This window comes from Mesorhizobium sp. WSM4844, from assembly GCF_055811775.1.
In genome coordinates this window covers 71,009-97,954 of sequence record NZ_JBVVQB010000010.1, presented here as the reverse complement: position 1 = coordinate 97,954, position 26,946 = coordinate 71,009, and the positions used below count along the sequence as shown (strand labels likewise).

Genomic DNA, 26,946 nt, shown 5'->3' with positions numbered 1-26,946 from the left:
GAGGCGTGGGGAACTATGAAGCATTCAGTGATTACCCTGGTGACGGCGCTGTCAGTGTTGTCCGTGAGTAGCTCGCCGTTACGCGGGGAACACACGGTCGAACAGCGAAGAGGTTTTCCGACCGCTGGAAGTCCGTTTTCGCAAAGGACGAACCGGCCGACAGTGGTCGCGCAGAGCTGGTCTTGCCAGCCGCGGTTAAAGTGTTCGCAAATCGGCTCTTGCGACGAGGCGCGGTGGTATCTTGAGAATTGCTCTTGGGGCGGCAAGCTCGATCGGGACAGCGACGGGATGCCGTGTGAGTCGTTGTGCTGATCCCTATCCAACCTACTCAAGATGTGGACCGTCCTGCCATGAACCTGGACGTCAAGGTGCTGCCCGTTGTCGACGAGCGGATGATCGATATGCTGCTGCTCGAGATGCTCTACATTGACAGCGGCTTCCGTTCTTGGTTCTGCGCCTTGGTCGACCCTCAACCCGAGCGTTCGGTCACATTTGTCTCGGCGCGCCATTCCGTGTTCGAGACTTCGACTGGAGAAACCGACGTCGAGATCGTCTGCGCTGAGAGCGACACGAAGGTCGGCTACCTTGTTGAAAACAAAATCTATGCTCCCTTTACACCGCGACAGCTTGAGCGCTACCGAATGCGCGGAGAGGAAGGACAGGTGTCTGGCAAGTGGAGCAGCTTCCGGATCGTCCTCCTTGCCCCTCAGAAATATCTTGCAGGACTGCGCGAGGAGGAGCGGCAGTTCCTGGATATCGAGGTTCCCTATGAGACTGTCCTCGACTGGCTCGAGAAAGCTGGACGGCCTGATCTAGCCTTCAAACGCCACATGCTGGCGAAGGCCATTGCGTCCGGACGAAAAGGCTACGTCAAGCAAGTAGACCGCGCCATGACCGAGTTTTGGCGCAGTTACTGGCTTCACCTGAAATCGCCTGGTTCCCTCATTGAGATGGCCGAACCGCCCGAGAAGGGGCGCGATTCCTCTTGGATCGATTTCTTGATTCCGCGAAAGGCACCGAAGTGCAGACTTTACCACAAGTTCAAGAAGGGAACGGTCGAGTTGGTGATCGCATGCAGGGACGCTGAGCGCGCGGAGGCACTCCTTGTTCCAATCCTAGACGAAGATATGGAATTTGCGGCGGGGAAAGCCACCGCGGCGGTCAGCATCCGTGTTCCACCGATCAACCACCATGTCGCCTTTGCCCTCTTGTCCGAGCGCGTCAATTCTGCAGTCGCTGCCCTTGAGCGCCTACAACGGTTGAGTTTGTCCGCAGAATTCAAGGCAGTCCTTTCCAAGTCGGACCGATCTGAATAATTTCGGCTGGCTAAGGGCGCCTCGAGGCTACTTCGAGTGGCCTGCAGGGTGCGGGAATAAGTTGAAGAACGTCGGGCAGAGGAGGGGCAAGGCGTCCCAATGGTTCTCAACGGAATTGCCGGACGTAAATTGAGGTGGGGCGCTCCCTAATCTCGACGCCATCCCGGCTAGCAGCTAATCGTCCTGACCATCGGCGTTGCCCTCATCATCGTCGTCCAGACTGTCGATCTTGTGCAGGATATTCGGGTCTCCTTCCCCATCCAGAAGCTTGATTAGACCGAAGACGGTCTCTCGCAGCTCCTGTTGATGGCGAACGAGAAGTCGCTCGCGCCCCAGCGCCTCGCCGATTTGTGAGAGCACGTCACGCAGACGTTGGGCGGTTGGATCTCGAGCCGAAAGCAGTGCGTATGGCTCGATCTCACGATATCGAAAGAGACCAGCGGTTGCCGAGAGGGCGTTTCTGAAACGTATGAGGAAGTTTCTATTGTTCAATCGTTCGCGCAACTCGCCCACGAGACGATCGGCGATCCGCCGGACGAGTTCGCCGGTTAGCGAAGCTGGTGCCTCGTCACGCCGTGACAGAATCATGGCAAGCGCGTTCAGCGTGTGAGAGTTGGAGGGCCGAGCGGCCAGGACGGCAAGCGCGCGACCAATGCGTTCCGGGCCGGTAAGAGCACGCCCTGCACCTTGCGTGAGGACCGTTTTGGCATTCGCAGGAACAAGTAGGGGATGACCGCGTCCGCGAAAGTCGGCTTCCAGTGCGTCGACGATGGCGTTCTGAACGTTCTCAGGGCAGAGCGTGAACACCCAAGTAAGGCATCTCAGATAGTCATTGTTTCGCAGTCTCTTCCGAGGCTCACTGAGGGCGAGTTGGACGTATTGGCCCATATCATTGAGGTTCTGCATAAATGCCTCGGCGGCCACGTCCGACAGCTCCAACGGCAGTTCCCCGTTTGTGCCTATGGGGCGGGTTCTCGTTCGAGTTTCGGGATCGCGCATCGACCTCGAGAGTAGCTTTGCCATTTGACCCGCTTCGGCGCCGCCCGAAGGCCCCTGCCGAAGGCAATCCAGTATCCCAATATACCGCGCGTTGCCGGTCCAGAACTCCATGTTCGCGAGTTCGACGATTTGATCAGGGATAGTTGGCGGTGGAGATCTCAGCTTTGTCAGTATCTCCTCGGGGCTCTCGTCGACCACAAGGATTTTCTCCCAGTCGAGTAGGATTGGGCTGCGCTGCAGCGGTTCCCATTCAGGTGACGTCAGAGAAAGTCTTGCCCAGCTTTGCCCAGGCGTTTGCCTGAGCCGAAGTTCGACATTCACATCCTTTGTTGGCGGCACATCTTGCTGCGCCCGCCAGTGACGAACCTCCGTTTCTCCCTTGACCACGTAGAAATCGATCTCTTTTTTCCCTTGCCCCCATGTCAAGCCATCGTAGATCGGCGACACATATTCGCGGTTCGCGGGCAACGTAGCCTGGGTCCCGACCAAGTCCTCAAAGTGAGGTAGTTCGCCTTTCAGGATCGCAAGGCCAATCGGTGTGAGCCGATCGAAATAGTGCGGAAGGCCTCGTTCGACGAGCTGAGCCGCCCTCAGAGATCCGCGTGCAATTGAAGACCATTCCAATCGCTGCAGATCGGGAATTTGATCGCTCAGAGACTCGGCCAGCATGGTCGCGTATGGCTCGGCCAGCGGGGTCGCAAGAAATGTCGCTACAACGTCCTTGCTATCGGCCACGCCATCGCAATGATACGGCTGGACCACGAACGACGGATCGAGGCGGGGCGCCAAGATCTCAATCCAAGTGCCGTTGTCGCTTCTCAGGATCTCCGTATCGCCTGCGCTCACCTGACCGAAAAGTAACTTTGATGCCAGCTGGCTCTTCTCGCCATTGCCGATCTGAATCGACGGATTTGCGATTGCCACCTCTTTCTGAGCTCGTCTTAGCATCGTCCCTAGCGCTAATTCCGGAACAACGATGCGCCCGTAGCCATCGCGTTCCGGCGCGAGATGGGCCGGATGATCGCGGTCCCTGCGAAGACGCAACGCCTGCATCTCGATGCCTGAAGTTGAGTGGATAAGCAATCGGACGAGCCTGCCCTCGGCATCTCGAGATATCGAACCGGCCTCGAGGGCATCGAGGAAAAGCGCTACGGGTCGCCAGAGCAGCCGGTGAGCGCGCCGGCCGTGGCCGAGCAGTTTCAGCAAGCGAGCTTGGGCCGCCTCCGCAAATGCGTCATGATCCGGCACCGTGAGCGTGACGGAATGCGCTTCTCGCGCTAGCGAGTCGACGATGGCCTTGAAAAGGTGGAGATCGTGCCCCGCCTCGGAGCTCTTGGCTAGATCGTTGCAGATTTCCGTTACTTCCACGCGCCGAACTGGATCGCCGAGCTTTCCCCACCCTAGGCCGCGTCCATGTGGCGATAGCTTGGCCTGGGGGCCGCCGATCCAGACGCCCGACTCTTGGCGGACGACTACACCGTGGATCCCGCCATCCACAAGAATTGGACTCGGCGACAGCACGTGGGGGTCATCGGGCTCCCAGTTGCGCGCCGCGAAATCGTGCCAGCCATTGATATCCATTCCCGAGAGTCGACGCATCAGCCGGCCTTTGCCTGGATTACAGACGTGAGGAAATTTCTCACGGCTGCTACGCCCTCGCTGAGAGCGCTGCCATCGGTTCCAATGGTTGCGGTCAGGACACCGTTGCCTTCCATGATCTCGGCCTCCTTGCCCGCGGCAGCAGGGCGCAATACGATTCCCGCGGCGAGTTGGGCCTTGCGACCGAAGGGGAGCAAGTCGGAGACTTCAGAAATTTCGCCCTCCACCAAACCCCCTTCGATGTCCCAGACCGGCCAGATAGCCAAATTGGTTAGGAAGGCCTGTGCATCACCGACACGGCCGATACGAACCCAGATCGGAGCGCCAAAGTCTCTCAATCGCACATCGGGATTGGCCATCCGGTAACGGACCTCGACGACAATGCCGCTGCTGGGCAAATGGAAAACACCCAACGGGTTGTCGTGATCGGTCCACGTGCCGCGTCTCTGCTCATCAAGGAAACTAAGCGGGGCCGACGCGATCAGACGCGCGCCCGGCACGCTGACCAAGGCGACCATCACCGCCAGCGTGCAGAATTCTTCCCAGGATCGGGCCTGCCACTGCCAAAGTTCGTCGAAGATCCGATCGTGTTTAAGGAGCTCTTGCCACCCCTCCCAGATCGCATGATAGCGCGGGTTATGCTGAAGCACGAAGTTGGGGGTCACCCCGGCTTCAGCCAGCCGCACGCCGCGATCGGCAAGATCGTGAGCGAGACGCTTGCATCGCCGCTCGAAATCCTTGACCTTCCGTGCCCGATTGGAAAGTGCCTTTGTGCGGTTTCGATCGAGATAGTTTCGCGCCACATGTCGGGCAAGCTCGGCATATGCGCGAAGCACCCGGTTCTCAAGCGTGTCGAAATTCTCCTCGCGTGTGACCGCCAAAAGGCGTTGCCTGTCGCCAGCGCGCTCGGCGAGCGTCTCGCCGGGCTGCCGCACCAGCCACGTCATCGCGCGTCGGTCCAACTCCTGGACACGCGAAATAGGAACCTGCTGGTTCGTGCGTCGAAGGATGCGCCGCGGCGTGCGGTCCAACTCGTCGAGGGTCCGGGAGAGGGCGGTCGCGTGATGGACGATCAAATCCATTCGGGGCGGGACGTCATTGTCTTCTTCCGTCCAGCGCTTTCGGAGTTCTTCCCATAGGTTGGCAGGGTCGGCCAACGCGGTCTCGACATCGCGCAGTCGGTCCCAGACCGCTTCCGCGCGCAGCATCAGGCGACGGGCGGCTTCCTCCCCGGCCGTTTGCGGATCGTGGTTTCTTGAGGGTCTTTCCGGCGCAGAGTGCCAAGAGAGCTTTGTGGTGCCGGTCGCGGTCGGGACGGTCGAGCCGGTCGAATGTCTCAGCGGAAGTGGCAGGACCAGCAGCGTTCGACCATTGTCCGTGGAGAACCCCGAAACAGGCTCGCCGAGTTTCGTGAGGCCAGCCGGCCCAGCACGCGTTCCTTCAGGCACATATAACCACAGGCCAGCGCGGTTTCGGTCCACGATGGCGGTCGAACCGGATGCAAGGGGTCGCCGGTGACGCCGCTTCAGGTCCACCAGGGCCCAAGGTCGCAGCCACAGCTCGATTTCACGCTTCTGCGTCACTTGCATCAACTCTGCCGCGTGAGACCCCGCCATACGAATAAACCGGTTCCGGTCTGCTGCCTCTCAACGAGATCGCTTATTCGGTCGGCAAACATGCTGTCGCCGAGATCCTCGCGCAGGAGCTTCACCAACCGGTCGAATGGGTCCCGATGGCCTTCAATATCGAGGCCACGTAGCTTTGGGAGAATCCGGAATTCGATCTGGTCAGCTAGGGGCACGCGCATATCGACACCGCCATTCCCATCAGCCGGGTAGTTGGCGCAATAGGCGAGGATGGCATCCCGCAATCGGTGGCCGAAGGGCCGCCCGCAACCCTCCATGATATCGGCAAGCCCATTAATGATCTGACCGGCGAGGTTTCGGCGTGCGTCGTCGAGCCTGTCCGAACCCTTCACCCATGTTCTCCAGCTCTTGAAGGATATCGCACCGTCGGGTCGGGCCACATTGCCAACTTCGTTCATTGTTGGAAAGTCTTTCGGCGCCGCGAACTGCATGACATTGCCGCGATCGAGCACCTTGTCCGAGAGCGCCTGCGTGCTTTCATCATCGTTCATAGTGCCGGCGAAGAGGACGTTATGCGCGGAATACAGCGACAGTGTCTTCTTCAGGCCGCGAATGTCGATCGGGATGAGGGCGTCCTTGCGCTTTTTGTCATCCTCCGACTCTTGAAATCGGGGCCGCACTTCGAGGCGGCTGAGGAACTCGGAAAAGTAATATTCGACGCGAGCGAGGTTCATTTCGTCCAGTAGCACGAGTGACATATGGTCGCGGCGATCGTAGCGACTGGTATCGATCTCGACGGTCCTGAATGGGTCCATGTGGACTAGAAGACGGGCGAGATCGGTCGCGCGATACTTCTTTTCAATATAGTTGTAGAAGCCCAGCAAATCCTGGGGGCTGTCCCAACGCGGCTCGACCGCGATTTGCAGGAAATGCATTCCCATTGCCTCCGCATAGCGCCGCGGCAGCAGGCTTTTTCCTGTGCCGGAGACGCCCGCCAGCACCGTGAGCTGAGCATTGTCATTAATCTTTAGAGCGGTGTGAAAGGCCCTGACTGTGCGCCCGCTATATGACAGCCCATGCTTTTGTAGATAGGCCGCGACGTCATGCAGAGCCGCGCCTTCTGTTCGCCCGGCATCCCGCAACGTTGCCGGTGTCTCGAGCAATGCCGGCAACTTCGTGAGATCGGCGAGGATGGCCTGTTCGTCCACTGCGGCCAGGTCAGCGCCGCCACTTTCTGAAAGCAGTCGTTCTCGCCGTGCCGCGAGCTTGTCCACCTCTTCTGCCAGTTCGTCGCGACGTTCACGTTTCTGGGCGAGGTCGACGGCGATCGCCTGAACCTCACTCTTTTTCAGCTCCACGGCATCACTTCGCTCCGCCAGGTCCTCCAGTTCCCGTTGCAAGTGGTTGCGGCGTGTTTCGACACGACCAAACTCTTCAGATGCACGGGCCAGTTCATCCCGCAGCCGATCCACCTGGTCCTTTATGGCAGTCAGTTCCTCGACCTGAACTGAAAGGCGTTCGGCCTCGCGATGCAGCCGTTCCACCTCCACGTGGATGGCAGCCTTGGTAGCCTCTAGGCTCCGCGCCTCTTCGAGCGCCCGCAACGCGGTATCGCGCTCGGCCCGAAGCTCAGGCAATTTGGCTTCGAGTTGGTGAAGTTCCTCTGTCAGACGCTCCACCTCACGCTTGCGCTCGACAATCCGGGCAGGGTCTAGATCGGCGGTCACACGATCAAGTTCGTCAGTCGCGGCTCCGAGCTTCTGTGAAACCTCAGCCAGTTCGGCCGCCGCAGCCGAAGCTTCGCGCTTGACCTCGTCGATCTCCGCTCGGGCGGATTCGAGATTGGAGAGTTCTGCATTGGTGGCATCTCGCCGCTCTTCCAGGGCCGAGACCTCTGCGATCAAACGATCTTTCTCCTGAATTTTCTGTTCGACAATGCTCAGTTCTGCTCGTCGCTGGGCTAATAGCCCTTCCTCTTGTGCGCGTAGCTCGCGCACATGCTCGTAGCGAGTCGCATCGGGTAGCCGCGCACGCCGAATCTGAAACATGGTTGCGATACCGCTCATCAAGACGGCGAGCGCTGTGAGTGCCAAGAGTGACGGCAGAACGAGGGTGGCGGGATCAAAGGCTAACATCGTGGTTCCTCATTCCTTCGCGGCGCACGGCGGCACGGAATTGTCCGTGGCTGCCGGATCGGGGTCGGTCGTAGGTGTCGCAATTTGTTCAGGGGAGGTGACTTTGACCTCCGCCAAATGGGCTTTTGCAGTTTCAATTTCGCAGTTCAGGCTTTCGAGGGTGTTTCTTGCTTCCAACGCCATCTTGTCGGCTTCAAGCCGCGCGATCTCGGCCTTTTTGGCCGCCTCTGCGTCCATTGCCGTGTCTGCGATCTGTGTCCTCGTGCGAGCCAATTCTGCCTGCGCTCTAGCAAGCTGGCCATTCACCGCCACCAGATTGCCTTGCGCCTTCGCCAATTCCTTCTCTGCCGCCATCCGCGCCGCAGCAGCCTGATCCGCGGTCGCAGCATCTTGCGTGGCAGCGGCACTCTGCGACTGCAGTCGAGCCACCTCCGCCTGAAGTCGAGTGAAGGCTACGGTTTGCTGAGCTACGTCGCCCCGGACCTTGTCGAGAGAGGCAAGCTGCGCATCCAATTGAGCTTGTGCAGCCGCAGCATCGGCCTTCAGCTTCGCCAAGCGGTCATTAAGGGCAGCCTCATTCGAGCTACCTTCCGCCAATCGCGTCTCTGCGGCGGCGCGTCTCTGTTCGGCAGCCTTTGCCTTCTCTTCGGCCTCGGAGGTCCGCTGCCCTTGTTCGTCTGCAGCGGCCGAAGCATTTGCTAACATCTGCTGCGCTCCGCTTAAGGCAGCCTGTTTCTCAGCTAGGTCTTTTTTCACGGTTGCAAGGTCGCTCTCGGCCTTCTCGAGTTGATCTCTCAACTTTTCGAGGTTACCTCCAGCCGTAGCCCCATGGGAGCGCGCCTTTTGGGCTTTTGCCTCGGCATCCGAACGCGACTGATCCTCCGCTAAAATCTCGTCCTTCACCTCTGCGAGGTTTGCTTCCAATTTTTTGAGTTCTTGAGCGCTCTGCGTCAGATCGTCGGTAGATTTCTCGATCTGCGCATTCAGCTGGGTAAACATGCTCTTGGCTTTGCCCTCGGCAGCCTTTGCCGCGTCCTGGCTTCTTTCTGCCTCGGCAAGGTCAGATCGCGCCTTGTTCAATTCAGCCAACGCCCTGTCGCGATCGCCTTTTATCTTGTCAGCGTCCGAGGCACTCCTTTCGGCATCCTCTTTTGCGCGCTGAGCTTCCACTCTTTTGTCATCGAGGCTGCGAATAGCTTGCTCCAACTCACCTTTTCGCTCCTCCATCGCCGATACGATCAGCGTCCGGCGCTGCAATTCAGTCTCGCGACTCTCTGCGATGCGCTGGGCACCCTGCACCATTGTGAAGACGACCAGATTCAATCCGATTACGGCCAGCCCGAGCATCGCCACGAGAGCGATCCATATCCGACCGCCGATTGGAGCGGCTTGGCCTCGGGCTGAGTCAGGCGCGCCTGAGTTCATGTTCAATCCGGTCAAGGCATGCCTCCATATCATTAGCTAATTCGTGAACCCAGAAGCGGAGCACTTTCCAGCCGCGGGCACGAAGTTCGGCATCCCGCAGCCGGTCGCTCACCTTCCGGTTTCCGTCCGCATCCAAGTGCCAGCGCCTGCCGTCCACCTCGACATCGAGTTTGGCCCCTTGAGGGTCGAGCGCGAAGTCGAGGTATCGTGTTCCAACTGGGTATTGTGCGATGGGCTGAAGCGCCCGCGCTCGCATCGCAGTGTCGAGTCTGCGCTCCCAGTCGCTGTCGAAGGGCGGGCGCGGGGGCGACCAAGGAGTGACTGCGCGTTGCGCGAGATATTCTATGTGCTTGATGTTGCAGGACCGAGCATGAGATAGATCCCCCACTACAATGCAGAGCGCACGAGCCCGGCTAATTGCCACATTCAGCCTCCGGCGTTCCCTTTGCAAAAAGGTTCGGGCCGAGGAAGGGCAGCCGGGGGCAAGCACCAGCGAGAAAAGAATTACATCGGCCTCGCCGCCCTGAAACTTGTCCACTGTCGCAATCCTAAGCGACAGGCGCTCCCGCTGCCTCTTCGTCAGGAGGCCCAGGACCTTGACTTCGATTTCCGCCACCTGCGCGTTGAACGGAGAAATCACTCCGACCGTGCCCGTGAACTCCACGTCATCGGCCATTCGGCGAAGAACCGTGGCGATATGCTCCGCCTCGGCCTTGTTAATGGTTCCACCCTCATGTCTGCTGGCGGTGCCCGCAACATCTTCCCACACCAATCCGGGCTTGTAGCCAGACGGGGGGCGGAAGGCATCATCCTCTCGCCTGCTCACGAGCTTGCCGCCGTAGAAATCGGAGTTCAAATAGTCGACAATCTGCGGTGCCGAACGAAACTGGTCTCGCAGGAACAGGCGCCGTGCGTTCGGTTGGCGCGCACAGAAATCAAACAGCGAGTTTATGCTTTGCGCGATCGACGCCCGTCCCTGTTGGGGGATGCGTTCCGCATCCATAAGAGCGTGCTCGGTGGCGATTCCTAATGATGGGACGAAACGCAGCTGCATCGGGTCGCCAACGACGACTGCCTTGCGCGCCCGCGCCAAGAGAGGCAGGGCTGAAGCAATGTCGCACTGGCTCGATTCATCGAAGATCACGTAATCAAACAGGCCAGGAATGAGAGGCACGCGAGAGGGGACTGAGAGCGTGCTGATGGCCCAGACCGGACGATGCTCAAGCACTGCGCGTGCGTCTTCCGGCATCATCCTTCGCGCACTCTTGATGTTGCCAAATTGGATTTCCTTTGCGCGCTCAGATATCCGCAACCACTCCGCCTCTCCTGCCTGCGTCTTCACGGCCGCCAATCTTGGCAAGAACGAGCGGATTTCAACGGCACCTACGGCCGGGTCGAAGTCTCCTTTGCTGTCGTCAATCGGTCGCGAGTCAAGTTTTTGAAGTCTGCGCCGCACCTCGGCTATTCGCGCATTTAGTTCAGCAAGTGGAACAAGATCGGGCAGCGGAATAGTAAGATCGACTGAGCGGCCCAGTAACCGATGCAGGGACAGCAATGCGCGTTTCACCCATGAAATGCGAGGTCGTCTTGCCGAGCCGTCGGGAAGGTGGCGGCAGATCAGCTCATGCCGATCGGCAAGCTCAGATAGCGCTAGGTGAAGGCCCGTTCGATCGCGCATCCGCCGACGGTCAGCCGCCGCCGATTGCGCGGAATTGAGCAGGCCGATCCGTCCGGCCTCGATACCGTCGACGTCAGCCGGTTTCCTCGCTTCGCCACCGGCGATATCGAAAAGCGCATTAAGGAAATTTGTATTCCGATCGCCGTCAGCATCGCGACCTCGAACCAACAGGGGAACCGCGGGGACGATCTCCTTCAAACGTCGCTCAATCTCGTCCAACGCTTGGTGATTCTTCGCCGCAAACAGCACGCTCCGACCGGCCATCACAATCGAAACAATGAGGGAAAGTATGACTTGGCTCTTGCCGGTGCCGGGCGGGCCTTGGATTACCGTCAAAGGCCCTTGCAGCGCCGCTTCCGCTGCCTCCAACTGACTGTCAGTCAAGTTGGTCGGCGAGAGGACAGCCACCTCAGAGGTCTCGGGGCTCTTGGCATCCCGCGCGAACAACTCCGCCAGCGCAGTGCCGGAACGCATTTCAGTTGACCAGGCTCGAAGAGCTTCAAGATCGTCAGCTGCTCCTTTGGTGAATGTCCCATCCTCGATCAGGAACAAGGCCGCCGCATTTCGCAGACCGGTGCCGTGGACGGCCAGCTCCGGCGCGAGATCCGCTGGACGTAGCTGCGCGCCGCCCAACGTTGCTAGAGCGTGCCTCATCCGGCTACCCACGGCGGCGAGGTCGCTTTCCTCTCCCTCGGGAAAAAGGGTGTCGAGCAGCGCGCTTTCGTTCCACCTGGAGTTGCGCCGCACCTCCCTCAACCATGCTGGGTTTACGGTCGGCTGTGCGGCCTCCAAATTCAGCACCAGATCTGACCCTTCGATTCGCCAGTCAACTGGCAGGAGCAGACCAGGTATACAGGCGGGGCCTTCGGCGATCGAAAAGATGGAAACAGGCCATCCCACCGCAGCCGTCCGAACTGTCCGGCGAGCAAGTGCCTCCCGGAAGCTTTCCGGCAAGAACTCCATTGCCACGCGGACCTCGGCGTCCTCCCACCAATGACCCGAACTGCGAAGAAGTTGCCAGCTCACGGCATGACGGTCAGGGAATTCCACTATCTGGCCACGAGGATCCTGCCGTTGTGTCGCAGCGTAGTAGCCAAGGAGCGTCGCCCAATCCGGCAAAGACGCGACTGTAGGCGACTCGGCAATTCCCGAAGGAGGAGGGGGATCTACTGCTCTGCAGGCGGCAGGAACCGAGTAAAGAATTGTTGCGCCAGCGTTGTTGGCGCTGGGGTTGGGCCCCGTCGTTGGTGCAGCAATCGCGGACTGTGAGACCGCCATCCATCGCCCGTTCCGCGCCCGCACGATTTCTCTGCGCTCGGCCAGAGAGAGCAGTCCGGCAAGCATCTCTGACGCACCGATGCGTAGCCCGGACGACCTCAACCGCCAGACAAGCTGATCGTCGGTGGCGCCTCGCGGGTAAAGCGCGAGTAGCCGCCTAATGGTGTGGTCAAGCAATGAAACCCCTTCGAAGTCGTTGGTCGTCTGGCGCTTTCGACATCGACCCCCACCAACACAGTATCACTTGATGGTCATCGTCGACAACTTGTTTGCGGTCAATTCAGCGACGTTGCGTAAAGATGTGGCTGGCGTCGTAATAGTATTCAGTTCGGCCAAACTCATTCATCTTCCAACTCGCCAAGCCGAGAAGCGATGTCGTCTATAAGCCTGTCGAAATCGTCAGAGAGTTCGTCAAGTCGCTGGACGCACCAAGCGCCGACACCGCTTGCTTGAAGAGCGTCGATGGCTTCGGCAGCCAAATTCTTGCCGACTCCCTGGGAGGCGATCTCCGGACGTTTCTGAGCGTATCGTCCGTGAGATCCTTGCGATCCAACGTTGCCGCCAGTTCGGTGGCACCGGCTCGCATATCCTCAACCATCTCTCTCACTAGACGGCGCCGCTCTTGCCGCCGCTTCCGGGTCGACGGCTGCCGCGTCGAGTTTGGCATACACTATCGCGAGGAGTTCGCAGTCGATCAGCGCCCTGTGCGTGTTGCGTTGCCTGCGGTCGATTTCGAAACGATCGCACAGGGCGTCGAGCGAGCAACTGCCGACAAACTTCGAACGCGCCATTTCGAGCGTGCAGCGAAAGCGATCCGCTGGAATCTGGGCCAATCCAGCGCGTTCAAGCTCGCCATTGAGCATTCGTCGGTCGAAGCCAAAGCAGTTGTGGGCAATCAGCGTCGCCCCGCCGACAAATTCCAAGAAGCCTGGCACCACCGCGGCGAAGGGCGGCTGACCGACCAGTTCTGATGAACTGATGCCGTGTTTCCTTTCTGCCGCCCAATGGCTCTTTCGACCTTCGGGGTTTACGAGCGTCTGATAGGCGCGACCCGTAGGCTCCCGGTTGATCAGCTCGATGGCGCCGATCTCGATAATCCGGTCTTCGCCGGATGTTCCCGTTGTCTCAAGATCGAAGATGATCTCGCGAAGGCCGCGATCAATAGTGGACCCCGATGCAGCATAGAAAACGTTCACGGCCGGCGGCATCGGGGTGATCTGCGGTGCATCAACTACCGGGTTAGACAGCACAAAGGCCGACGAATCCGAGGGAACGCTTGGCTGCGGCTGAAGTTGAGAGTTTGACCAGTGCACAGTATTGAACCAATTCCAGAATCGCATTCAGGTCGCCTTCGAGCCGCCAAGCGAATCGATGACGTCGAGGGCGGCGTCTTTGGTCCTCACGTCCCGGACATGGGTCGAAATTGAACGACCTGTTTCCTCGTTTTTCGCTGTCACTTGGCTTCCAAGAGCGTCCCCCGGTTCAGCTGTTTCATCACGGCCAATTTGTTGCGGGCGGTTGTGCCTTTGTCGGCGTAAACAGGGGTCTAATTCTCAACAACCGGATAGAATGGTCGTCCCCAATCCTCGGTTGAGTTGTCCATCATGATGTCGATCATGATCGGGATGAGAAACCTAAGGATGTCGGCCCCGTCACGAAGTTGGTTGCGGTTGGTGCTCGAGTTCCAAGTTGCGCCGCCGTGAACGAGCTGGTTGCGGAGCACATAGAGGCGGTCGAATAGCATTGACAGGATACTGGCGGTATCGCGGGTCATCAGCGCGCCGTGGAAGGCGCGCCTGGCGGCATTGAATCGTTGCTCCCAGTCGTCGTAACCGTCGATCCCGTTCTGGCGGGACCAAAATGGACCAAAGACGAAGCGATTCTCAAGAAACAGCCGGATGGGTCCGGGAAAGCGAGTCCAGACCGTGTCATAGATGCGGCGGTCCTTGTCGAGGTCGCGGAGCATTCCGAAGAACCATGCGAATGCCTCACGTTCACCTCGCACGTCGCGCTCGTCTGCATAGGCGGCGTTAAATGCAATCCAGAGGAACAGGAACGCCGCAGCGGGATCGTTGGCTTCGGCTTCAGCCCGTCCGATCCAACTGATCGACCGGTGGACGCGAAGGCCGAAATGCTCGGGGAAACCCGCCCGGAGTTGACGCTGCTTTCCCTTGAGCGTCTCGAATTTAAGGCGGGCTGTTGCGGTGTCCTTCATCGACTCATTCCGTCCGTTCGTCCCATTCTGTAGGCATGTCGGGAAGTGCGCAGAGCGTGTTCACGAGACGAATTTGCTCGACGGTCGAGCACCCCGTCTGCAGGAGTCGAGGCGAAAAAAATACGAGGCTCAGCGCTTTGCCGCGGCTCACGGCGACATTGAGCCGCTCGCGGGAAAAAAGGAACTCGATGCCCCGTGATGTTTCTTCCGCTGAAGAGGCGGTCATTGAGACAATGGCAACCGGCGCTTCCTGCCCCTGAAACTTATCGACGGTTCCTACTCTGATGTCCGGCAAAGCTTCGGCTAGAGCGTTCACCTGCGCGTTGTAAGGAGCGACAATGATGATATCGTCCTTCCGTAGCGGGCGCACCAAACCGTCACTGTTGGTCCATTTTCCGGCAAGCAGAAGTTCAATCTTCTCACGAATTGCACTAACCTCTTCAGGACATTCCTGTGCGCGCCCTTGGTGGGTCACCGGAATCCGCCACGCGCCGGCAATGGGCAGGCCCGATGAATGGATTGCTTGCCGCGACGTCGTTTCGTGTGGATGCAGCCGACCTTCGTAGAACTGCGATGAAATGAAGCTGCAGACTTCGGGATGCATGCGACGAGTGACAGGAAGGAAAATCCCCCGGTCCGGCGCAACGTTCTGCCCTTCGCCGAGAACCCAGTCGAGGCAAGAGAGATTTGCCGGGTCAGGGTGCGCTCCCTGGATTACCTGAGGGAGTTGGCGTGGGTCGCCTACAAGGACAAGATTCTTCGCCGCATTCGACATTCCGACCGCATTTGCGAGAGAAACCTGCCCAGCCTCATCGACGAAGAGGTGTTCGAACGCGCCCTCAAGTTGGCCTCTCGAAAACAGCCAGGCTGTCCCGCCGACTACCTGTGCTGTTTCAAGTGCAGAATCGTCGTTGTTCCGCACACTCGCGATAGCCTCGTAACCAATCGGTGCCTCGCCGGTGTCGGACCCAATCTTGTGGACGAGCTGGAGCTGCGCAAGTGTCAGACCGACGTCGGCGTCATTGCGAAGCGCATCTACGCAGGCCATCAGGACGTTGCGGATGGCTTCGTGGCTATTGGATGAGACGGCGACGCGATGGCCGTCCTTGACGAGTGCCAGGATAGCACGCGCGGTGACATACGTTTTGCCTGTGCCAGGCGGGCCCTGGACTGGCAGGACTGTCGCATCCATCGCCCGAATGGCTGCTATTGTTCCTCGGAGGGGATCTGCCGCCTCATCCAGGGGAAGCGGTGATACACCTTTGAAGCGCGGCGGATTGCGTGAGAGGAGATCCTCGGCCGCCCTGTTCGCACGGTCTCTACACTGGTCCTCGATAACTTTGCGGACCGCGGAGGGGATGGGTTTGGCATCTCGTGCGAAGGTTGGAATAAGATCGAGACGGTCCGGGAGCGTCTCGCCGGAGCTCGGCCCCATTTTCAGCGTTACCCGCCGAGCACCCCGGTCAAGCGATGTGATGTCGACCTGTCCGAAACCGCCCTCGAGGGCAAACTGCGAGGATTTGCCTGCCCTTAGCTTCGTCTCCTGTGGCGGATATCGGTAATCTCGCTCATTCGACCTCTTCACCGGCCGTTGCGGCCCGTCAGCGACGAGACCGCCAAGGCATTCCATATCATCGCAGAGCTCTTCAAAATCCTTCGCAGCGGCGTCGAATACAGCCCACGCAGCAGGTTTGCGCTCGCGCCAGTGGAAAACGCCGAGGTCATACAAGAGCCGCCGACGGTCCTCGGGTAGGCTGGATTCGAGCAGCAACGCGGCGAGATCGTCGACCTCGGCTTCGGCCACTATAGACTTCTCGGTGAAGCCTTCGCCGAGTTCCAGCCAGCGCCCGTCCGGCCGGATTTCGAGCAGCCAATCGCGCAGCCGTTCCGTCGAGACGCAGTCAATGCGATTGTAGTCCTCGATCTCTTCCAAGATGGCGGCGTCACGGCTTTCACGCCACTTCTCGTAAGCGACCACGGATCCCCCTGCAGTCGTCACCTCGCCTGTGCGGGAAAGATCGTAGAAGGCCTCCATATCCTTGATTGAATAGGATGGTTCGGATGCGTAGACGCCTCCCCGAACAACGGCATAGAGATCGATGAAACGGCGCTCCCTCAGCCATCGGTCGAGTTGCGCTTCGCCGACGCCATGCCGAGTGGTGAGCTTGCGAAGCGCGCTGATTTCATATGATGCGTAGTGGTAGATATGAGCGTGCGGGTTCTGCGCTATGCTCTGCTCGAAGAGGTGAAAAAGGGCAACAATCGCCTCCTTCTCCTCCGCAAAATCATGAGCCCAGAACGCTTTGAAAGCCTTCCCATCCCAGACGCCGTGTAGGTATTCGAGGCCTTCGGTGTTGGTTTCAGCATAGAACGGGTCACCTTCGATGTCGTAGTAGAGATCGCCCGGATGGGGCCGGGGCATCAGGTCGAAGCCCTTGCCGGGAAGGGGAGGCCGCAGGGCATAGGTCGGTTCGCCACTCTTCCGCTCTTGCTGCAGCGCTGCCTGAGTCCTGAGCTTTTCGAGTGTCGCCTCGGCCATCTTCGGCACGCGGCCGCGTTGTTGGGCGAGATTGGCCATCGTTGTGATGCCGGTTGCCTCAAGCTTTTCCACCTGGGCCCTTGTCATGCCTGCAACGCGGAAAAGGCTGTCCCCTTGCTCCCACTCTCCAGCGCAATGTTCGCGCCAGCGGCAGAGATTACAAGTTGCGCAAGGCACAGGCCGGGTTTTCGTTGGTTCGACAACGAATGACTCGAGCCTCTCTCGCGCTGCGCGAGCATACGCAGCATATTCCGCGAGACGGAAACTGAAACGCGTGCCGTCACCAAGCTCCACATGTGCTCGTTCTGGACTGCGGCCCTGGGTGGTTGTCAACAGGTCGGAATAAAGCACGAGTTGTAAGACATGAGCCGGGGCAGGTTTGCGCTTCAGCTTGGTGTCTGTAACTTCGTAGGAAAATCCTCCGAGTTTCGAGGGCAAATCAACCCGTTCGAGGAAATCGGAGTATCCGCCCCACATCCCTCCTTCTAGTGCTCCCTGGAAAACAATGTCCGGGCCACTTCGAAGAGCGTCGAGGGTCGCTTTGACAGCATCATCGAAGGCGATCCCATCCTTTTCAACCTTGGCGACGCGCTTTCCGCTTGTCTCGAGCCGCACCAGATGGGCCGCTTCGTGCGCATCGCCATATCTTTGAAGTAGGGCAGCGTCTTCGCTGTCATCCGCCGGCTGCGGCCCCTCGCCGGCGAGATGTGCGAGGTCTAGGCCTGTAGCGTGCGGGCAGGCCATGAACCGCATCAAATCTGAGGCCGATAGGCGATGCCCATTTCCGTCGCGTTTCATCACGCGGCATCCAACATAGGTTCCAGTCCGATGATTGCCAGGCTCCTGCCTCCGAGATCTCGGAAGGCTCTCTGTCGGCATGAAAATACGATGATCTGCAGATCTTGTGCCTGCCGCGTCAAGGCGTCGAAGATGCGTTCGATGCGGTCGTCGTCAGTGTAGACGATCGCGTCGTCCAGGATCACTGGTGCGGGGCTACCTGACTTCGCCAGCATTCGGGCAAAGGCCAGCCGCACGAGAAGCGCTATCTGCTCCTTAGTGCCGCCCGACAGGATGTCAAAGTCTTCCTCCGTCCCGGCTCGAACCAGAGCCGTCGGCAGGACTTTCTCGGCGTCGAAGCGAAGCTCGGCCTCGGGCCAGAGCAGTTGGATGAGTGGTGTGAGTTCCCTCAGGACCGGCTCAACGTAGCGGTCACGTGCAGCTGCTCGAGCGGATTCAAGCGCCTCGCCGACTGTCTGCAGGACCGAGACCTCGAACATGATCTCATTAAGTCTCCTCCTCGCTGCTTTTAGTCGGATTTCAACGTCGGCAAGCTCTTCCTCGACGGCCTCCGCAGCATGCATGTCGATCGCCGTATCCAACCTTCCGAGATCAACGCGAATGCGTTGGCGGTCCTGTTCGACGCGTGTGATGACCGATTGTGCACGTTGTAGCCCAGCCTTCGCCGCCTCGAGATCAGGCGCCACAGCCGAGATCGCCTGGCGCTGTCGAATCGCTTCGGCCAACGTGGTCCGATGCCCGACAATCTCGTTTGTGAGGCTCGTTTTTTCGGCCTCGGCATCTTCGAAGCTGCAGAGCGCGGAGTGTGCCCTGGAGACCCTCTCCGCTGCGCTTTCCGCAGCTGCGGCAACGCGGGCGGCTGCAGTCTGCGCAATTTCGAACGCAGAACGGGCTTTCTCAAGTGTGTCGGTTGCTTCTGTAAGAGCCTGTTTCGCTGCTACTTCGGCCTCCTGAGCTTCCTTTGCGCTCGGAAGTTCGGGTTCCGCTTCGACGGGTTCAGGCAGGCGCGCAATACTTTCCCGCAAAGCTTCGAGTCCATTCGGCGCCGCTCCATTGAACTCGTGTTCAGCATTCCGGCGTCGCGCTTCGGCCTCACGCCGGAGATGCGCGGCCGCGCGCGCGGTCTCCATGTTCTCGTAGCCAGACGCTTCAAGTGCGTCGGCAAGCGCCTTCTCGGCTACCGCAAGTGTATCGGCGGCGGACTGTGCACCGGGATGGACAGTTAGGCATCCAATGCCGTCAATCTCGAGCGTGGCGCCATCGGGTATTGCCACACGATTTCCATCGGGCAACGGCTGACCGTCGAGCGCGACACCGTCTGTTCGTCCGGCGGCATACGTCATCGTGAGTGCGACGGCCTCGATCTCGCGGGCCTTTCGTAGAACCCGGACCTCTCCAGCCCGGTCCTCCAACTGACGCAGCACCTTGTCCGTGAGGCCAACCTTGGCGTCCGCTACGGCTTTCTCAAGCTCCGTCCGCAAGCCTTCAGCCTGGGTCAGTCGAAGCGCAAGCTCCGCTCGCCGCTCGGCTGTCGCGGCGCCTGTCTGGGCACGTAGTGCCCTTCGAAAGACATCAGAGGCAGTTTCTGCCAATGAGAACGCCTTGTCGAAACTCCTTCTCGCCTCGGCTAACGCAGCCTCAGCCTCACGATGCGCCTTGTCCCTGATGGCGGCGTCAGCGATGGCCAACTCAAAGGCGGCTCCGGCAGCCCTTTCTTCGGCAAGCGCGGTCCCGATTGTCGCAAGCCTCTCCTGGGCTCGTTCCATCTCAAGGCGTTTCGATCTTTCAGTTTCAATCGCACGCTCAAGCGCATCTGCATGACGGGATGCCTCGTCATGGGCGGCCTGCGCCTCTGCGAGCCGCGCCATCCTTGCCGAATCCTGCTCTCTGTCTTCGAGACTAGCGAGCTCGCGCCTTAGATTACGCCGGCGATCAAGTTCCGCGCACAGAGAGGCCGCCTTGCCGACGAGCCCTTCGCGTTGCAGATCGAGCGCCAAGACCTCGTCTTCGGCGAGCTTTTGTGGACCGCCAGCTTTCGCTTTCCCGCTGCTGGTCACGTAGCGGTCGAGTTCCCGCCGACAACGGTCCCGCGTCGCGTCCATGCGGCGCCCGCCGGTCATTGCTTCAACCTCGCCGGTGACTGAAGAGAGCAAGTCGCGCCGTGCTGAATGGGCGGATTCGCCTTCGTCGAGACTCGTCAAGCCCTGCCGCACCCAGAGTAGGCCGGCCGGCCCCCCGTCCCTTGGCGATTTGAGCACCTCGGCGAGCCATGTCTCGGCATCGTCCGCCTGCTTGATCAGGTGTCCGTCGCGAAAGACCTTGGCCTCGCCCTTGCGCGTCTTACTCCAACGTTTTTCCACTTTGAAGCGGCAGTTGCCGATTTCAATTTCGACCGCCACTTGAGGATCGCCACCGGCATGCGGCGCAAGACTCGCAACCTCTTTGTCCCACGACCTGTAGCCTTTGAAAAAGACTGCGTGGAGCGCATCTACAATGGTCGACTTGCCGCTCTCATTCGGGGCCGAGAGGACGTTCAGCCCGGTGCCGATTCCTGTGATCTCAACGGGGTCGGTGAACCGTCGGACATTATCGAGACGTATCGCGACGAGCTTCATTGCGCCTCTCCCTGCACATAGTTGTAAAGGCGTCTAAGTGCCGCCGCGGCGATCGCCTGATCCGTGGGGTTCGTTGCCGCGTCCTCAGACCTCTGATGGAGACCTTCGGCCGCCAGCCGCAGCGCGCCGCTCAACGCAATTCCATCGAGATCCTCCAGGCTGCATTCGGTAGCGAGATCTGCATCGTCGAATTCGAAATGCCAGAACTCGGGCGTTGCGAGCTCTGCGGCACGCGCGAGAGCCATGCGCGCTGGCAGCCTCAGCCAACCAGTGGCTCGAATTTTGAGAAGCATGTCGCGCCTCGCCCTGCCTTCGGCCGGCAGCAGCATCTCCAGCGCAGCCACTGCATCTTGTGCAGGTGTGAGAGCAAGTGGTGCTTCCCGCCAGTCGAACTGGCCGGTCTGAATGGCGTTGACCTGGGGCACTGTGCCCGGACCCATGAGGGTGACAGCGAGACAAGAGCCGGGCCCGCCGTGCTTGAATCGATCGCGCTCGGGCGTGCCAGAGTAGAAAGTGCGATCGCCGAACTGCTTCAGTCCGTGCCAATCACCAAGCGCAAGATAATCGAGTCGAGCAGACTTGGCGCGATCGGGCGGTATGATCTCGGCCCCGCCGTCCTCGGACCCAAATGAAAGAACCCCGCCATGTGCCAGCCCAATCCGGAAGTGGTCCTCAGGAGTAGCGCAAAGGGCCATCCACTCTGTCAGATCGCGGCCGGGAAAGCGGCGAGGCACAGGAGCGGGCAGGAGAACCACGCGCGGCGCTATTTCGACTGGTTCCGGCGCACTAAGAAGATGGACGTTTGGCGGCGCATGGGTGCGCACGCGACCCCAGAGAACCTCAGCGGCCAGGCTGTCGTGATTCCCGGGAAGAATCCACCATTGAATGCCTTGTGCGAAGCTCATCGCAGCCAAGGCGTGACGCCAAACGGCGTCAGAAGGCGTTTCCGTGTCAAAAACGTCTCCTGCAAGCAGCACGTGGCTTGCACCGTGATCTTGTGCGGAAGCGGCTAGACGTCCGATCGCCGCGTGCCGAGCCTCTACCAGTCGACCGCGAGCGTCTTCCGGAAAGTTGCCGAACCTGCGACCGAGGTGCAGATCGGAGGAATGAATGAAACGAAACATGCGAAGATCACCTGAGCCAGATTGAGCCGGAGCCAAAAGAGCGATCCGAATTCGCATGAGATATCACGCGAGGGTGTCAGAAGCTGTCATGGAGGGGGATGGTCACGAACGTCGACGAAAGTTGAAGGGATTGAACTATCGAACAAACTGTGAACATTAATCAGGGAAGTGCATCAAAATCAGCCCTTCGGGCCACGTGAACGATATTAGCGAGCTCTTTGGGTTTGATGACTTCGACAGTATCTCCCCATTGGTAAAGGTGCCATGCCATCTCAAGCCAGCCAGAGGCCTCAAACCGCACCTCAAGTGCGCCATCGACAGTCCGGCGCACTTGCTGGTTGGGATGAAATCGCCATTCCGCGGCGCGATCGGCCGCTTCTGGAGCGAAGCGCCACACGACCTCACCGAACTGGCTGTCGTCCTGGAACGAGCCAAACGCTCGCGCTGCGTGGGCTGCAAGATCAAAATCGAAGTCTCGCGCGAACCATTCGTCCGTCACCTCGACCGCTCTAATTCGGTCAAAGCGGAAATGCCGAAGCTTCAGTCCTTTATCGGGTTGCCTCCCGACGAGGTAGCGCCGCGCACCGAGAAGAACGCCGTAAGGTTCAACAAGACGTAGACTGTCATTGTAGCTAAAGCGAAGCCTGTATGGTCCGCGCAGCGCTGCGGTCACTGCGTCGGTTACGGCTTGTGCCACGGCAACGACTGGACCTGGCCTTGCTGCAACTCCATGAACTTCAAGCATCGCTTCAGCATCAGCTTCCGCGCGCCGTGCTTCTTTGACTGGCAGCGCGGCCAGAAGACGGTCGCGAAGGCTCGCCAAAGCGCGGGCCTGCCTTGAATCACCGCTTTCGCGAAGGCGGGAAATCGCGAATTCAAGCCCCTCGAGCTCCTCGTCACCGGAGAGCCGCAATCTAGCGAGTGGCACCTCTCGAACGATCCAGCGCCGTTCCCTGGTTTGATCTTCGGCAATCTCCACCGAATGTTGAAATGCCTCCGAGAGCGCCGAAGTCATGCGCTGCGCTGTTCGATGGCTTACCTCGAAATGCTCACAGATATCCGTCAGCGTGACGCCGCGGAACCTTGAAGAGGCGAAATCAGCCAGTCTGAGAAGCTCTTTTGCCTTGGAATAGGACATAGTGTTTCCGGTAACGGACGCGATGCTCACATCGCCTGCCGGCATACGGGAACAGCGGCCCCTCCACAATACACAGGTTGCTCGCACTTCAAAGCAGCGCGACCACTGTTATATTTAGAGCGAGGATCAAAATAACCGAACCGGCAAAAACTCCGTTCGAAGCTGCTGCTAAACTCGTAATCGACGCGATGAATCTTCTGCGTAACGTTCGACGGCCTCTGCTTGGTGTCGTCGAACAGCGAGGCGATTGCTCGCTAATTTCCTTGCCGCCGCAAAATTGGCCTTGGCAGCCGTCATCACTTTCGCCGCCACAAGCCGAGTCTAACAGTGAAAAGATAAGCCCGACATCCAACTGCTCAGGCTGGGCAACAACCGCCCGACCCACCCTGTTACCGGTGAATATCGCTCAATGGGGTAAGCTCAATATGGCAGTTTTTGCCATGCATGGAGCGCTTCATTAGGAATTTGCCAGCGTCGGATATCCCCATTTGTCGGATTTCTTTGATTCCATTCTGACGACAGCCAAATCTCGCGCGCCTCTTCGTTTGTCAGCACAAAAATCTCGACGTCTTCCGCATTGGGAAGGGCCTGCGGTGAGCGTGGCGCGGACACAAAACACGAGATCGAGCTCTGAGCAGGATCAGGACAGGTTCGCACGAACCAAGTCGGGCGCTTCTGCCTGTCAGACTTTACCTCTATGGTGAAGATCTTCCCACTGGGTGCGATGACCAAAATATCTTTCTGCCTGGCATTGGTGTTGACCGGCTTGGCTTGGTAACCACGATTGACCAGTGCGTCAGCCACAAGCAATTCACCAATAAATCCTGTCGATGCCGTAATTAGGCGTTCGAGGAACTGTCCGTGCCTCTTGGCGATTTCCACAATGTCCATAGCTGTGGCCCCTGGGCTGGCAAAAAGAGTTTCGACTACTTCCAAGCAGGACAAGGCAGCGTAGCCTCTGCGCGCATGCCAGGCTTCTTTGGCCGGTGGGATGCCGGTTATTCGGGTAGTGCTACTCATTCATGATTGCGACTCTGATCTCGCCAGGAGGTCGCTATAGCAAGAACCCGGTCATCCATTCCGCGCTGTAGAATCCTGCGGCAAGAATGATAGCGATGGCAGCCAGTCAGGTCCAAATACCCTGCATAGCAAACGGCGACAAAATAGCTACTGCGAGGATACCACCCCAGACCAATGCTGATCTCAGGTAGATTTCCTTGTTCGCATAGTTCCAGGAGCCGCCCTCCATCGGTCCCTCCGTCATTCCCCAAGGATTAGCACCCCTGTGCAGCCGGTGGTGGCCAGCATGCGGCCGCCTTCGAGGCTTGGAGATAGTCAAAGACGAGCAACAGGAGGAAAGCGCAAAGAGATGCTTGGACTACCATTTCGATGAGGCTGGGCTTGCGGACCATCATGGCCATTACTGTATGTCGCCGCAGTTCCGCTTTCCACCCATGCCGGTCATGACCGAATTTATGAGTTCACGGCCTGGGGCTCTTGCCGGTGCGAAGACACTTTGCGAGGCCGCGATAACACCTCTCACATCCTGGCCCGTCGGTCACCTAACGATATCCCCCGGGTTGGAGGGAGAAAATTACGTCGGCACCGGCATGGCATTGAAAGGCCGGACTAGGTTTTAGGCGCGCCACAGCGCCCTTTGAGAATTGCGATCTCGGTTTCGTGGTCGCCTCCTGACATAGAGGAGACGGGCACGCCTATTAGAAATACGCCCAAGGCGTCGCCGCTCACAGCCTTGTTTTGCTGATTTGATACGATGGCCAAACGCTCTCGGTCCGCCTGTGTGCAAGGGCCGGCATTCGGAACACCTGCGATCTTGTCAGGGGGCGTGGCACACCCTGCCACGGCAGCGAACATTGACGTCAACAAAACAAATCGCTTCACAGTTTCCATCCCCCAATTATTGCTTGCCCAGCGGCAACATCGCCTAGACTAGTGCAACAATGCAAGCAAGCGCCGACGGCCCGTTCCCAAACTTATTCTCAGATGATATTGCGCTTACATTAGCTTGCGTGCATGTTTGTTAGCCGACACTTATTGAGATCGGCGCGCAAAGCAGGACGCCCTATGGGGTTACGCCCAAGGCACGCAGTGCCTTGCTTGCTGCGACATATTCGATGAAATCGCGGGGGCAGTCGCGCACAGCTAGCCGGTAAAGTCGCAAAGCCCTGTCGGTATGGCCCTTGAGCTGGTGGAACTCCGCGGAGTAGAAATTGGCCTCACATAGATTTCCGCGTTTCCTGCTCGGGACGGGATCGTCGGCCGCGGCCAGTGCTTCTTCGGGCGTCTCCTCGCCAAGGAACATACGAACCAGCGGGGCAGGCCATCTGGTCATGTCCAACTTGCTGGCCATCTGGCGCAATTGGCTGGCACCACCGCCACGCTGCTCGGCCAGATCCGCCCAGATCGCATAATAGGCATTGCCGGGCGCAAGTGCTGCCGCTGTGGCAAGATCCGCTTGCGCCTTGGCCGATTTGCGATCGTAGAAGTAGTAGATTCCCCTGCTTCCATAAGGGTTGACATAGGTCGGATCGAGTGTGATCGCCTGGCTGTAGTCGGCGACGGCGCGCTCTGCATCACCCTTTGCGCCCCATGAAATGGCCCGGTTATTGTAAGCGTAGGGGTGTTGGGGATCGAGGCTGATCGTCTCGTCGAAATCGGCGATGGCGCGGTCGAATTCGCCCATCCTGTTGAAAACGAAGCCGCGGTTGTTGTAGGCCTCCAGATATTTCGGATCGAGCTCGATGGCGTGGCTGTAGTCGGCGATGGCGCGAGTGTCGTGGCCCTTGTGAGCCCAAGCGAGACCGCGGTTATAGATGGCCATGGCTTTTTCCGGATCGAGCTCGATCGCCCGGTCGAAGTCGCTGATGGCGCTGTCGTTCTCGCCCTTATCGAGCCAAAGCAGTCCGCGCTCGTTGTAGGCATCGGTGTCGTTCGGATCGAGGGCGATGGCGTTGTCGTAGTCCGCCATGGCCAGGTCATTGTCGCCGCTGTCAGCCCAGGCGATCGCCCGGCTGTGGTAAGCGTGGGCGCGACTCTCCGGGCTTCGCGCCCCGTCCTCGATGATCCGTGTGCAGGCGGCGATCCGCTGTGAGCCTGCAGCGGCGCCTCCGCAATCGTCAGTATCCTCAGCCAAGGTCGGGGCGGCGAGCGCAAGCAGCACAACAAGACCGACGAGCACCCGCTGTCCCGCTTGAACTGAACGTTCGATTGGCGGCCTTTCAAACATCATATTAGCAGGTTTCCGATCACAATTGCGGGTTATTGGTCTCTCGCCAATTTGATCAAACAAATTCTGGTTCTGCGCAAGGCATCGCCGAAGAAAATAGTTGGTAAATATTAAATTGAACTGATCGCGAGGTGTGGGCTTGCTCGCGCTCGAGTCCGCGCTCCAAAGGAGGCTAGGTCGTCAACTCATAGATGCGGAATGACCAAGATGGGTGAAATGGGAAGCTGTTCTTAAAGGTTGCGGAGGTTCAGCCGGGGATAGGGGTGCGGAAGCCGTGAGTGTCGCAAAGCTTTTTGGCCTTGCCATCGATTTTGGAGTCACTATCAATTTCTTCGACTTCGACAGCCCCATCTGTCTTATGCGCAAAGAAGAGAATGGAGGTCGACACGCTGCCACCATCCGTAAGCCCACAAAGGTAGACACCCCCACTTTCTCCTATGCGAGCCATCGCGATCCACACTGTTGGTTCCGTCGAGATGGCAAGGTGCTTCCGGATTGCAAGCTTCAAGGGAGCTACATCGCTAAGCGTGATGTCGTGGGGGAAGGTTTTCTCGGTGGCATCTTGAGCTAATGCCGAACTAGTCCACGCTCCGACGACGATCCATGCAAGAAGAATCAAACCTCGCGTCATCCGAACTCCACCGGTGCAAGTAGCCTTTTGCGAATAGGATCATTGCGAAGGGAAGGTATTACAAGTCGGAAAGCGTCCGCAACGGGTCGGTGAGACCACATGGCACGCGATGCTCCCAGTGAAACCCTGGCAAGAAATAGATCGCTTAGGGCACTTAGCGAGGCCTCGATACCCTGCTAACTGTCGTCTACGTGGCGAGTCAGATTCTTAGTGGGGGTATCAAAATGAAAGATCGTGACTCGGCAATCCTGCGTCGGCTCAGTTCCATCGCAAAGAAACAGGCACTGAGCACCACGACACGGCGCTGGACCACAGGTGGGTTGCTCGTCGGGTTCGTGGCTGTGTTTTTCATCCCGGCCATGGGTTTGGCAGTAGCTGGCACTGCGGTCGCAATTTGGGGCTGGGTGGCTGGAGGCGTCGTGGCTATTGGGGGCTTGATCGGGAACGCCTTGGGAGCGAATAAACAGAATCGAACGCTTCATAAGGAAAAGGCCAAATAGGTCTATGGCGCAACGCCCGGCAAGGTGCTTGGCCGGTCACTTTACGGTCCGTCACAATGTCACAAACTGGCGCTTAAGTGTTTGATTTAATTGAAGTAAGCCAGAGTTCAATCCTCTCTCGCA

General features: G+C 59.0%; 18 protein-coding genes. 3 read left to right on the top strand and 15 right to left on the bottom strand.

Annotated features, from left to right (window positions below; genetic code table 11):
* Nucleotides 1-15 precede the first annotated feature (15 nt).
* Nucleotides 16-312 carry an excalibur calcium-binding domain-containing protein gene (locus AC0L2A_RS11250; RefSeq protein ID WP_473608819.1) on the top strand — a complete coding sequence of 99 codons (297 nt, stop codon included), beginning with the start codon at nt 16-18 and terminating at the stop codon, nt 310-312.
* A gap of 38 nt (nt 313-350) precedes the next feature.
* Nucleotides 351-1,316, top strand: coding sequence for a hypothetical protein (locus AC0L2A_RS11245; RefSeq protein ID WP_473608817.1), 966 nt, complete (start codon nt 351-353; stop codon nt 1,314-1,316).
* Between the two features lie 174 nt (nt 1,317-1,490).
* Here AC0L2A_RS11245 and AC0L2A_RS11240 read toward each other — a convergent pair whose 3' ends face one another.
* From AC0L2A_RS11240 to AC0L2A_RS11170, 15 genes are all read right to left on the bottom strand, one after another.
* Nucleotides 1,491-3,896 carry a hypothetical protein gene (locus AC0L2A_RS11240; RefSeq protein WP_473608816.1) on the bottom strand — a complete coding sequence of 802 codons (2,406 nt, stop codon included), beginning with the start codon at nt 3,894-3,896 and terminating at the stop codon, nt 1,491-1,493.
* Nucleotides 3,897-3,913: 17 nt separating this feature from the next.
* Nucleotides 3,914-5,503 carry a DUF2357 domain-containing protein gene (locus tag AC0L2A_RS11235; protein ID WP_473608815.1) on the bottom strand — a complete coding sequence of 530 codons (1,590 nt, stop codon included), beginning with the start codon at nt 5,501-5,503 and terminating at the stop codon, nt 3,914-3,916.
* Complete coding sequence (locus AC0L2A_RS11230) at nt 5,503-7,635, bottom strand: hypothetical protein (protein ID WP_473608813.1); 2,133 nt, start codon at nt 7,633-7,635, stop codon at nt 5,503-5,505. The genes AC0L2A_RS11235 and AC0L2A_RS11230 overlap by 1 nt, the downstream gene beginning before the upstream one ends.
* A gap of 9 nt (nt 7,636-7,644) precedes the next feature.
* Nucleotides 7,645-8,988 carry a hypothetical protein gene (locus tag AC0L2A_RS11225; RefSeq protein ID WP_473608812.1) on the bottom strand — a complete coding sequence of 448 codons (1,344 nt, stop codon included), beginning with the start codon at nt 8,986-8,988 and terminating at the stop codon, nt 7,645-7,647.
* 52 nt (nt 8,989-9,040) lie between these two features.
* A complete protein-coding gene (locus tag AC0L2A_RS11220; RefSeq protein WP_473608889.1) occupies nt 9,041-11,701 on the bottom strand; it encodes an AAA domain-containing protein in 2,661 nt (886 codons plus the stop codon).
* A gap of 653 nt (nt 11,702-12,354) precedes the next feature.
* Complete coding sequence (locus AC0L2A_RS11215) at nt 12,355-12,495, bottom strand: hypothetical protein (RefSeq protein WP_473608811.1); 141 nt, start codon at nt 12,493-12,495, stop codon at nt 12,355-12,357.
* A gap of 111 nt (nt 12,496-12,606) precedes the next feature.
* Nucleotides 12,607-13,356, bottom strand: coding sequence for an exonuclease domain-containing protein (locus tag AC0L2A_RS11210; protein WP_473608810.1), 750 nt, complete (start codon nt 13,354-13,356; stop codon nt 12,607-12,609).
* Between the two features lie 206 nt (nt 13,357-13,562).
* The gene (locus tag AC0L2A_RS11205) at nt 13,563-14,231 is read right to left on the bottom strand and encodes a hypothetical protein (protein WP_473608809.1); all 669 of its coding nucleotides are present in this window, start codon (nt 14,229-14,231) and stop codon (nt 13,563-13,565) included.
* 4 nt (nt 14,232-14,235) lie between these two features.
* The gene (locus AC0L2A_RS11200; RefSeq protein WP_473608808.1) at nt 14,236-17,568 is read right to left on the bottom strand and encodes a TM0106 family RecB-like putative nuclease; all 3,333 of its coding nucleotides are present in this window, start codon (nt 17,566-17,568) and stop codon (nt 14,236-14,238) included.
* The gene (locus AC0L2A_RS11195; protein WP_473608806.1) at nt 17,568-20,183 is read right to left on the bottom strand and encodes an AAA family ATPase; all 2,616 of its coding nucleotides are present in this window, start codon (nt 20,181-20,183) and stop codon (nt 17,568-17,570) included. The genes AC0L2A_RS11200 and AC0L2A_RS11195 overlap by 1 nt, the downstream gene beginning before the upstream one ends.
* Nucleotides 20,180-21,307 (bottom strand): metallophosphoesterase family protein, encoded by a 1,128-nt coding sequence (locus AC0L2A_RS11190; protein WP_473608805.1) that lies wholly within the window; start codon nt 21,305-21,307, stop codon nt 20,180-20,182. Before AC0L2A_RS11190 ends, AC0L2A_RS11195 begins: the two co-directional genes overlap by 4 nt.
* A gap of 160 nt (nt 21,308-21,467) precedes the next feature.
* Nucleotides 21,468-22,445: a helix-turn-helix transcriptional regulator gene (locus tag AC0L2A_RS11185; protein ID WP_473608804.1), complete on the bottom strand. Its 978-nt coding sequence runs from the start codon at nt 22,443-22,445 to the stop codon at nt 21,468-21,470.
* 420 nt (nt 22,446-22,865) lie between these two features.
* Nucleotides 22,866-23,336: a nuclease-related domain-containing protein gene (locus AC0L2A_RS11180; protein ID WP_473608802.1), complete on the bottom strand. Its 471-nt coding sequence runs from the start codon at nt 23,334-23,336 to the stop codon at nt 22,866-22,868.
* Between the two features lie 1,192 nt (nt 23,337-24,528).
* Nucleotides 24,529-25,644, bottom strand: coding sequence for a tetratricopeptide repeat protein (locus AC0L2A_RS11175; protein ID WP_473608801.1), 1,116 nt, complete (start codon nt 25,642-25,644; stop codon nt 24,529-24,531).
* Between the two features lie 295 nt (nt 25,645-25,939).
* Entirely contained in the window at nt 25,940-26,323 is a 384-nt protein-coding gene (locus AC0L2A_RS11170) for a hypothetical protein (RefSeq protein WP_473608800.1), read from the bottom strand.
* Nucleotides 26,324-26,547: 224 nt separating this feature from the next.
* On the opposite strand from AC0L2A_RS11170, the gene AC0L2A_RS11165 reads away from it, so the two are divergent.
* On the top strand, nt 26,548-26,823 hold the full coding sequence (locus tag AC0L2A_RS11165) for a hypothetical protein (RefSeq protein WP_473608799.1): 276 nt from the start codon (nt 26,548-26,550) through the stop codon (nt 26,821-26,823).
* The last annotated feature ends 123 nt before the right edge of the window (nt 26,824-26,946 follow it).

Coding starts and splice junctions, on each gene's coding strand:
- AC0L2A_RS11165 (WP_473608799.1), top strand. CDS start 26,548: ATGAAAGATCGTGACTCGGCAATCCTGCGTCGGCTCAGTTCCATCGCA.
- AC0L2A_RS11245 (WP_473608817.1), top strand. CDS start 351: ATGAACCTGGACGTCAAGGTGCTGCCCGTTGTCGACGAGCGGATGATC.
- AC0L2A_RS11235 (WP_473608815.1), bottom strand. CDS start 5,503: ATGCAAGTGACGCAGAAGCGTGAAATCGAGCTGTGGCTGCGACCTTGG.
- AC0L2A_RS11170 (WP_473608800.1), bottom strand. CDS start 26,323: ATGACGCGAGGTTTGATTCTTCTTGCATGGATCGTCGTCGGAGCGTGG.
- AC0L2A_RS11185 (WP_473608804.1), bottom strand. CDS start 22,445: ATGTCCTATTCCAAGGCAAAAGAGCTTCTCAGACTGGCTGATTTCGCC.
- AC0L2A_RS11230 (WP_473608813.1), bottom strand. CDS start 7,635: ATGTTAGCCTTTGATCCCGCCACCCTCGTTCTGCCGTCACTCTTGGCA.
- AC0L2A_RS11205 (WP_473608809.1), bottom strand. CDS start 14,231: ATGAAGGACACCGCAACAGCCCGCCTTAAATTCGAGACGCTCAAGGGA.
- AC0L2A_RS11210 (WP_473608810.1), bottom strand. CDS start 13,356: ATGCGATTCTGGAATTGGTTCAATACTGTGCACTGGTCAAACTCTCAA.
- AC0L2A_RS11200 (WP_473608808.1), bottom strand. CDS start 17,568: ATGAAACGCGACGGAAATGGGCATCGCCTATCGGCCTCAGATTTGATG.
- AC0L2A_RS11220 (WP_473608889.1), bottom strand. CDS start 11,701: ATGGAGTTCTTGCCGGAAAGCTTCCGGGAGGCACTTGCTCGCCGGACA.
- AC0L2A_RS11190 (WP_473608805.1), bottom strand. CDS start 21,307: ATGTTTCGTTTCATTCATTCCTCCGATCTGCACCTCGGTCGCAGGTTC.
- AC0L2A_RS11180 (WP_473608802.1), bottom strand. CDS start 23,336: ATGGACATTGTGGAAATCGCCAAGAGGCACGGACAGTTCCTCGAACGC.
- AC0L2A_RS11240 (WP_473608816.1), bottom strand. CDS start 3,896: ATGGATATCAATGGCTGGCACGATTTCGCGGCGCGCAACTGGGAGCCC.
- AC0L2A_RS11195 (WP_473608806.1), bottom strand. CDS start 20,183: ATGAAGCTCGTCGCGATACGTCTCGATAATGTCCGACGGTTCACCGAC.
- AC0L2A_RS11250 (WP_473608819.1), top strand. CDS start 16: ATGAAGCATTCAGTGATTACCCTGGTGACGGCGCTGTCAGTGTTGTCC.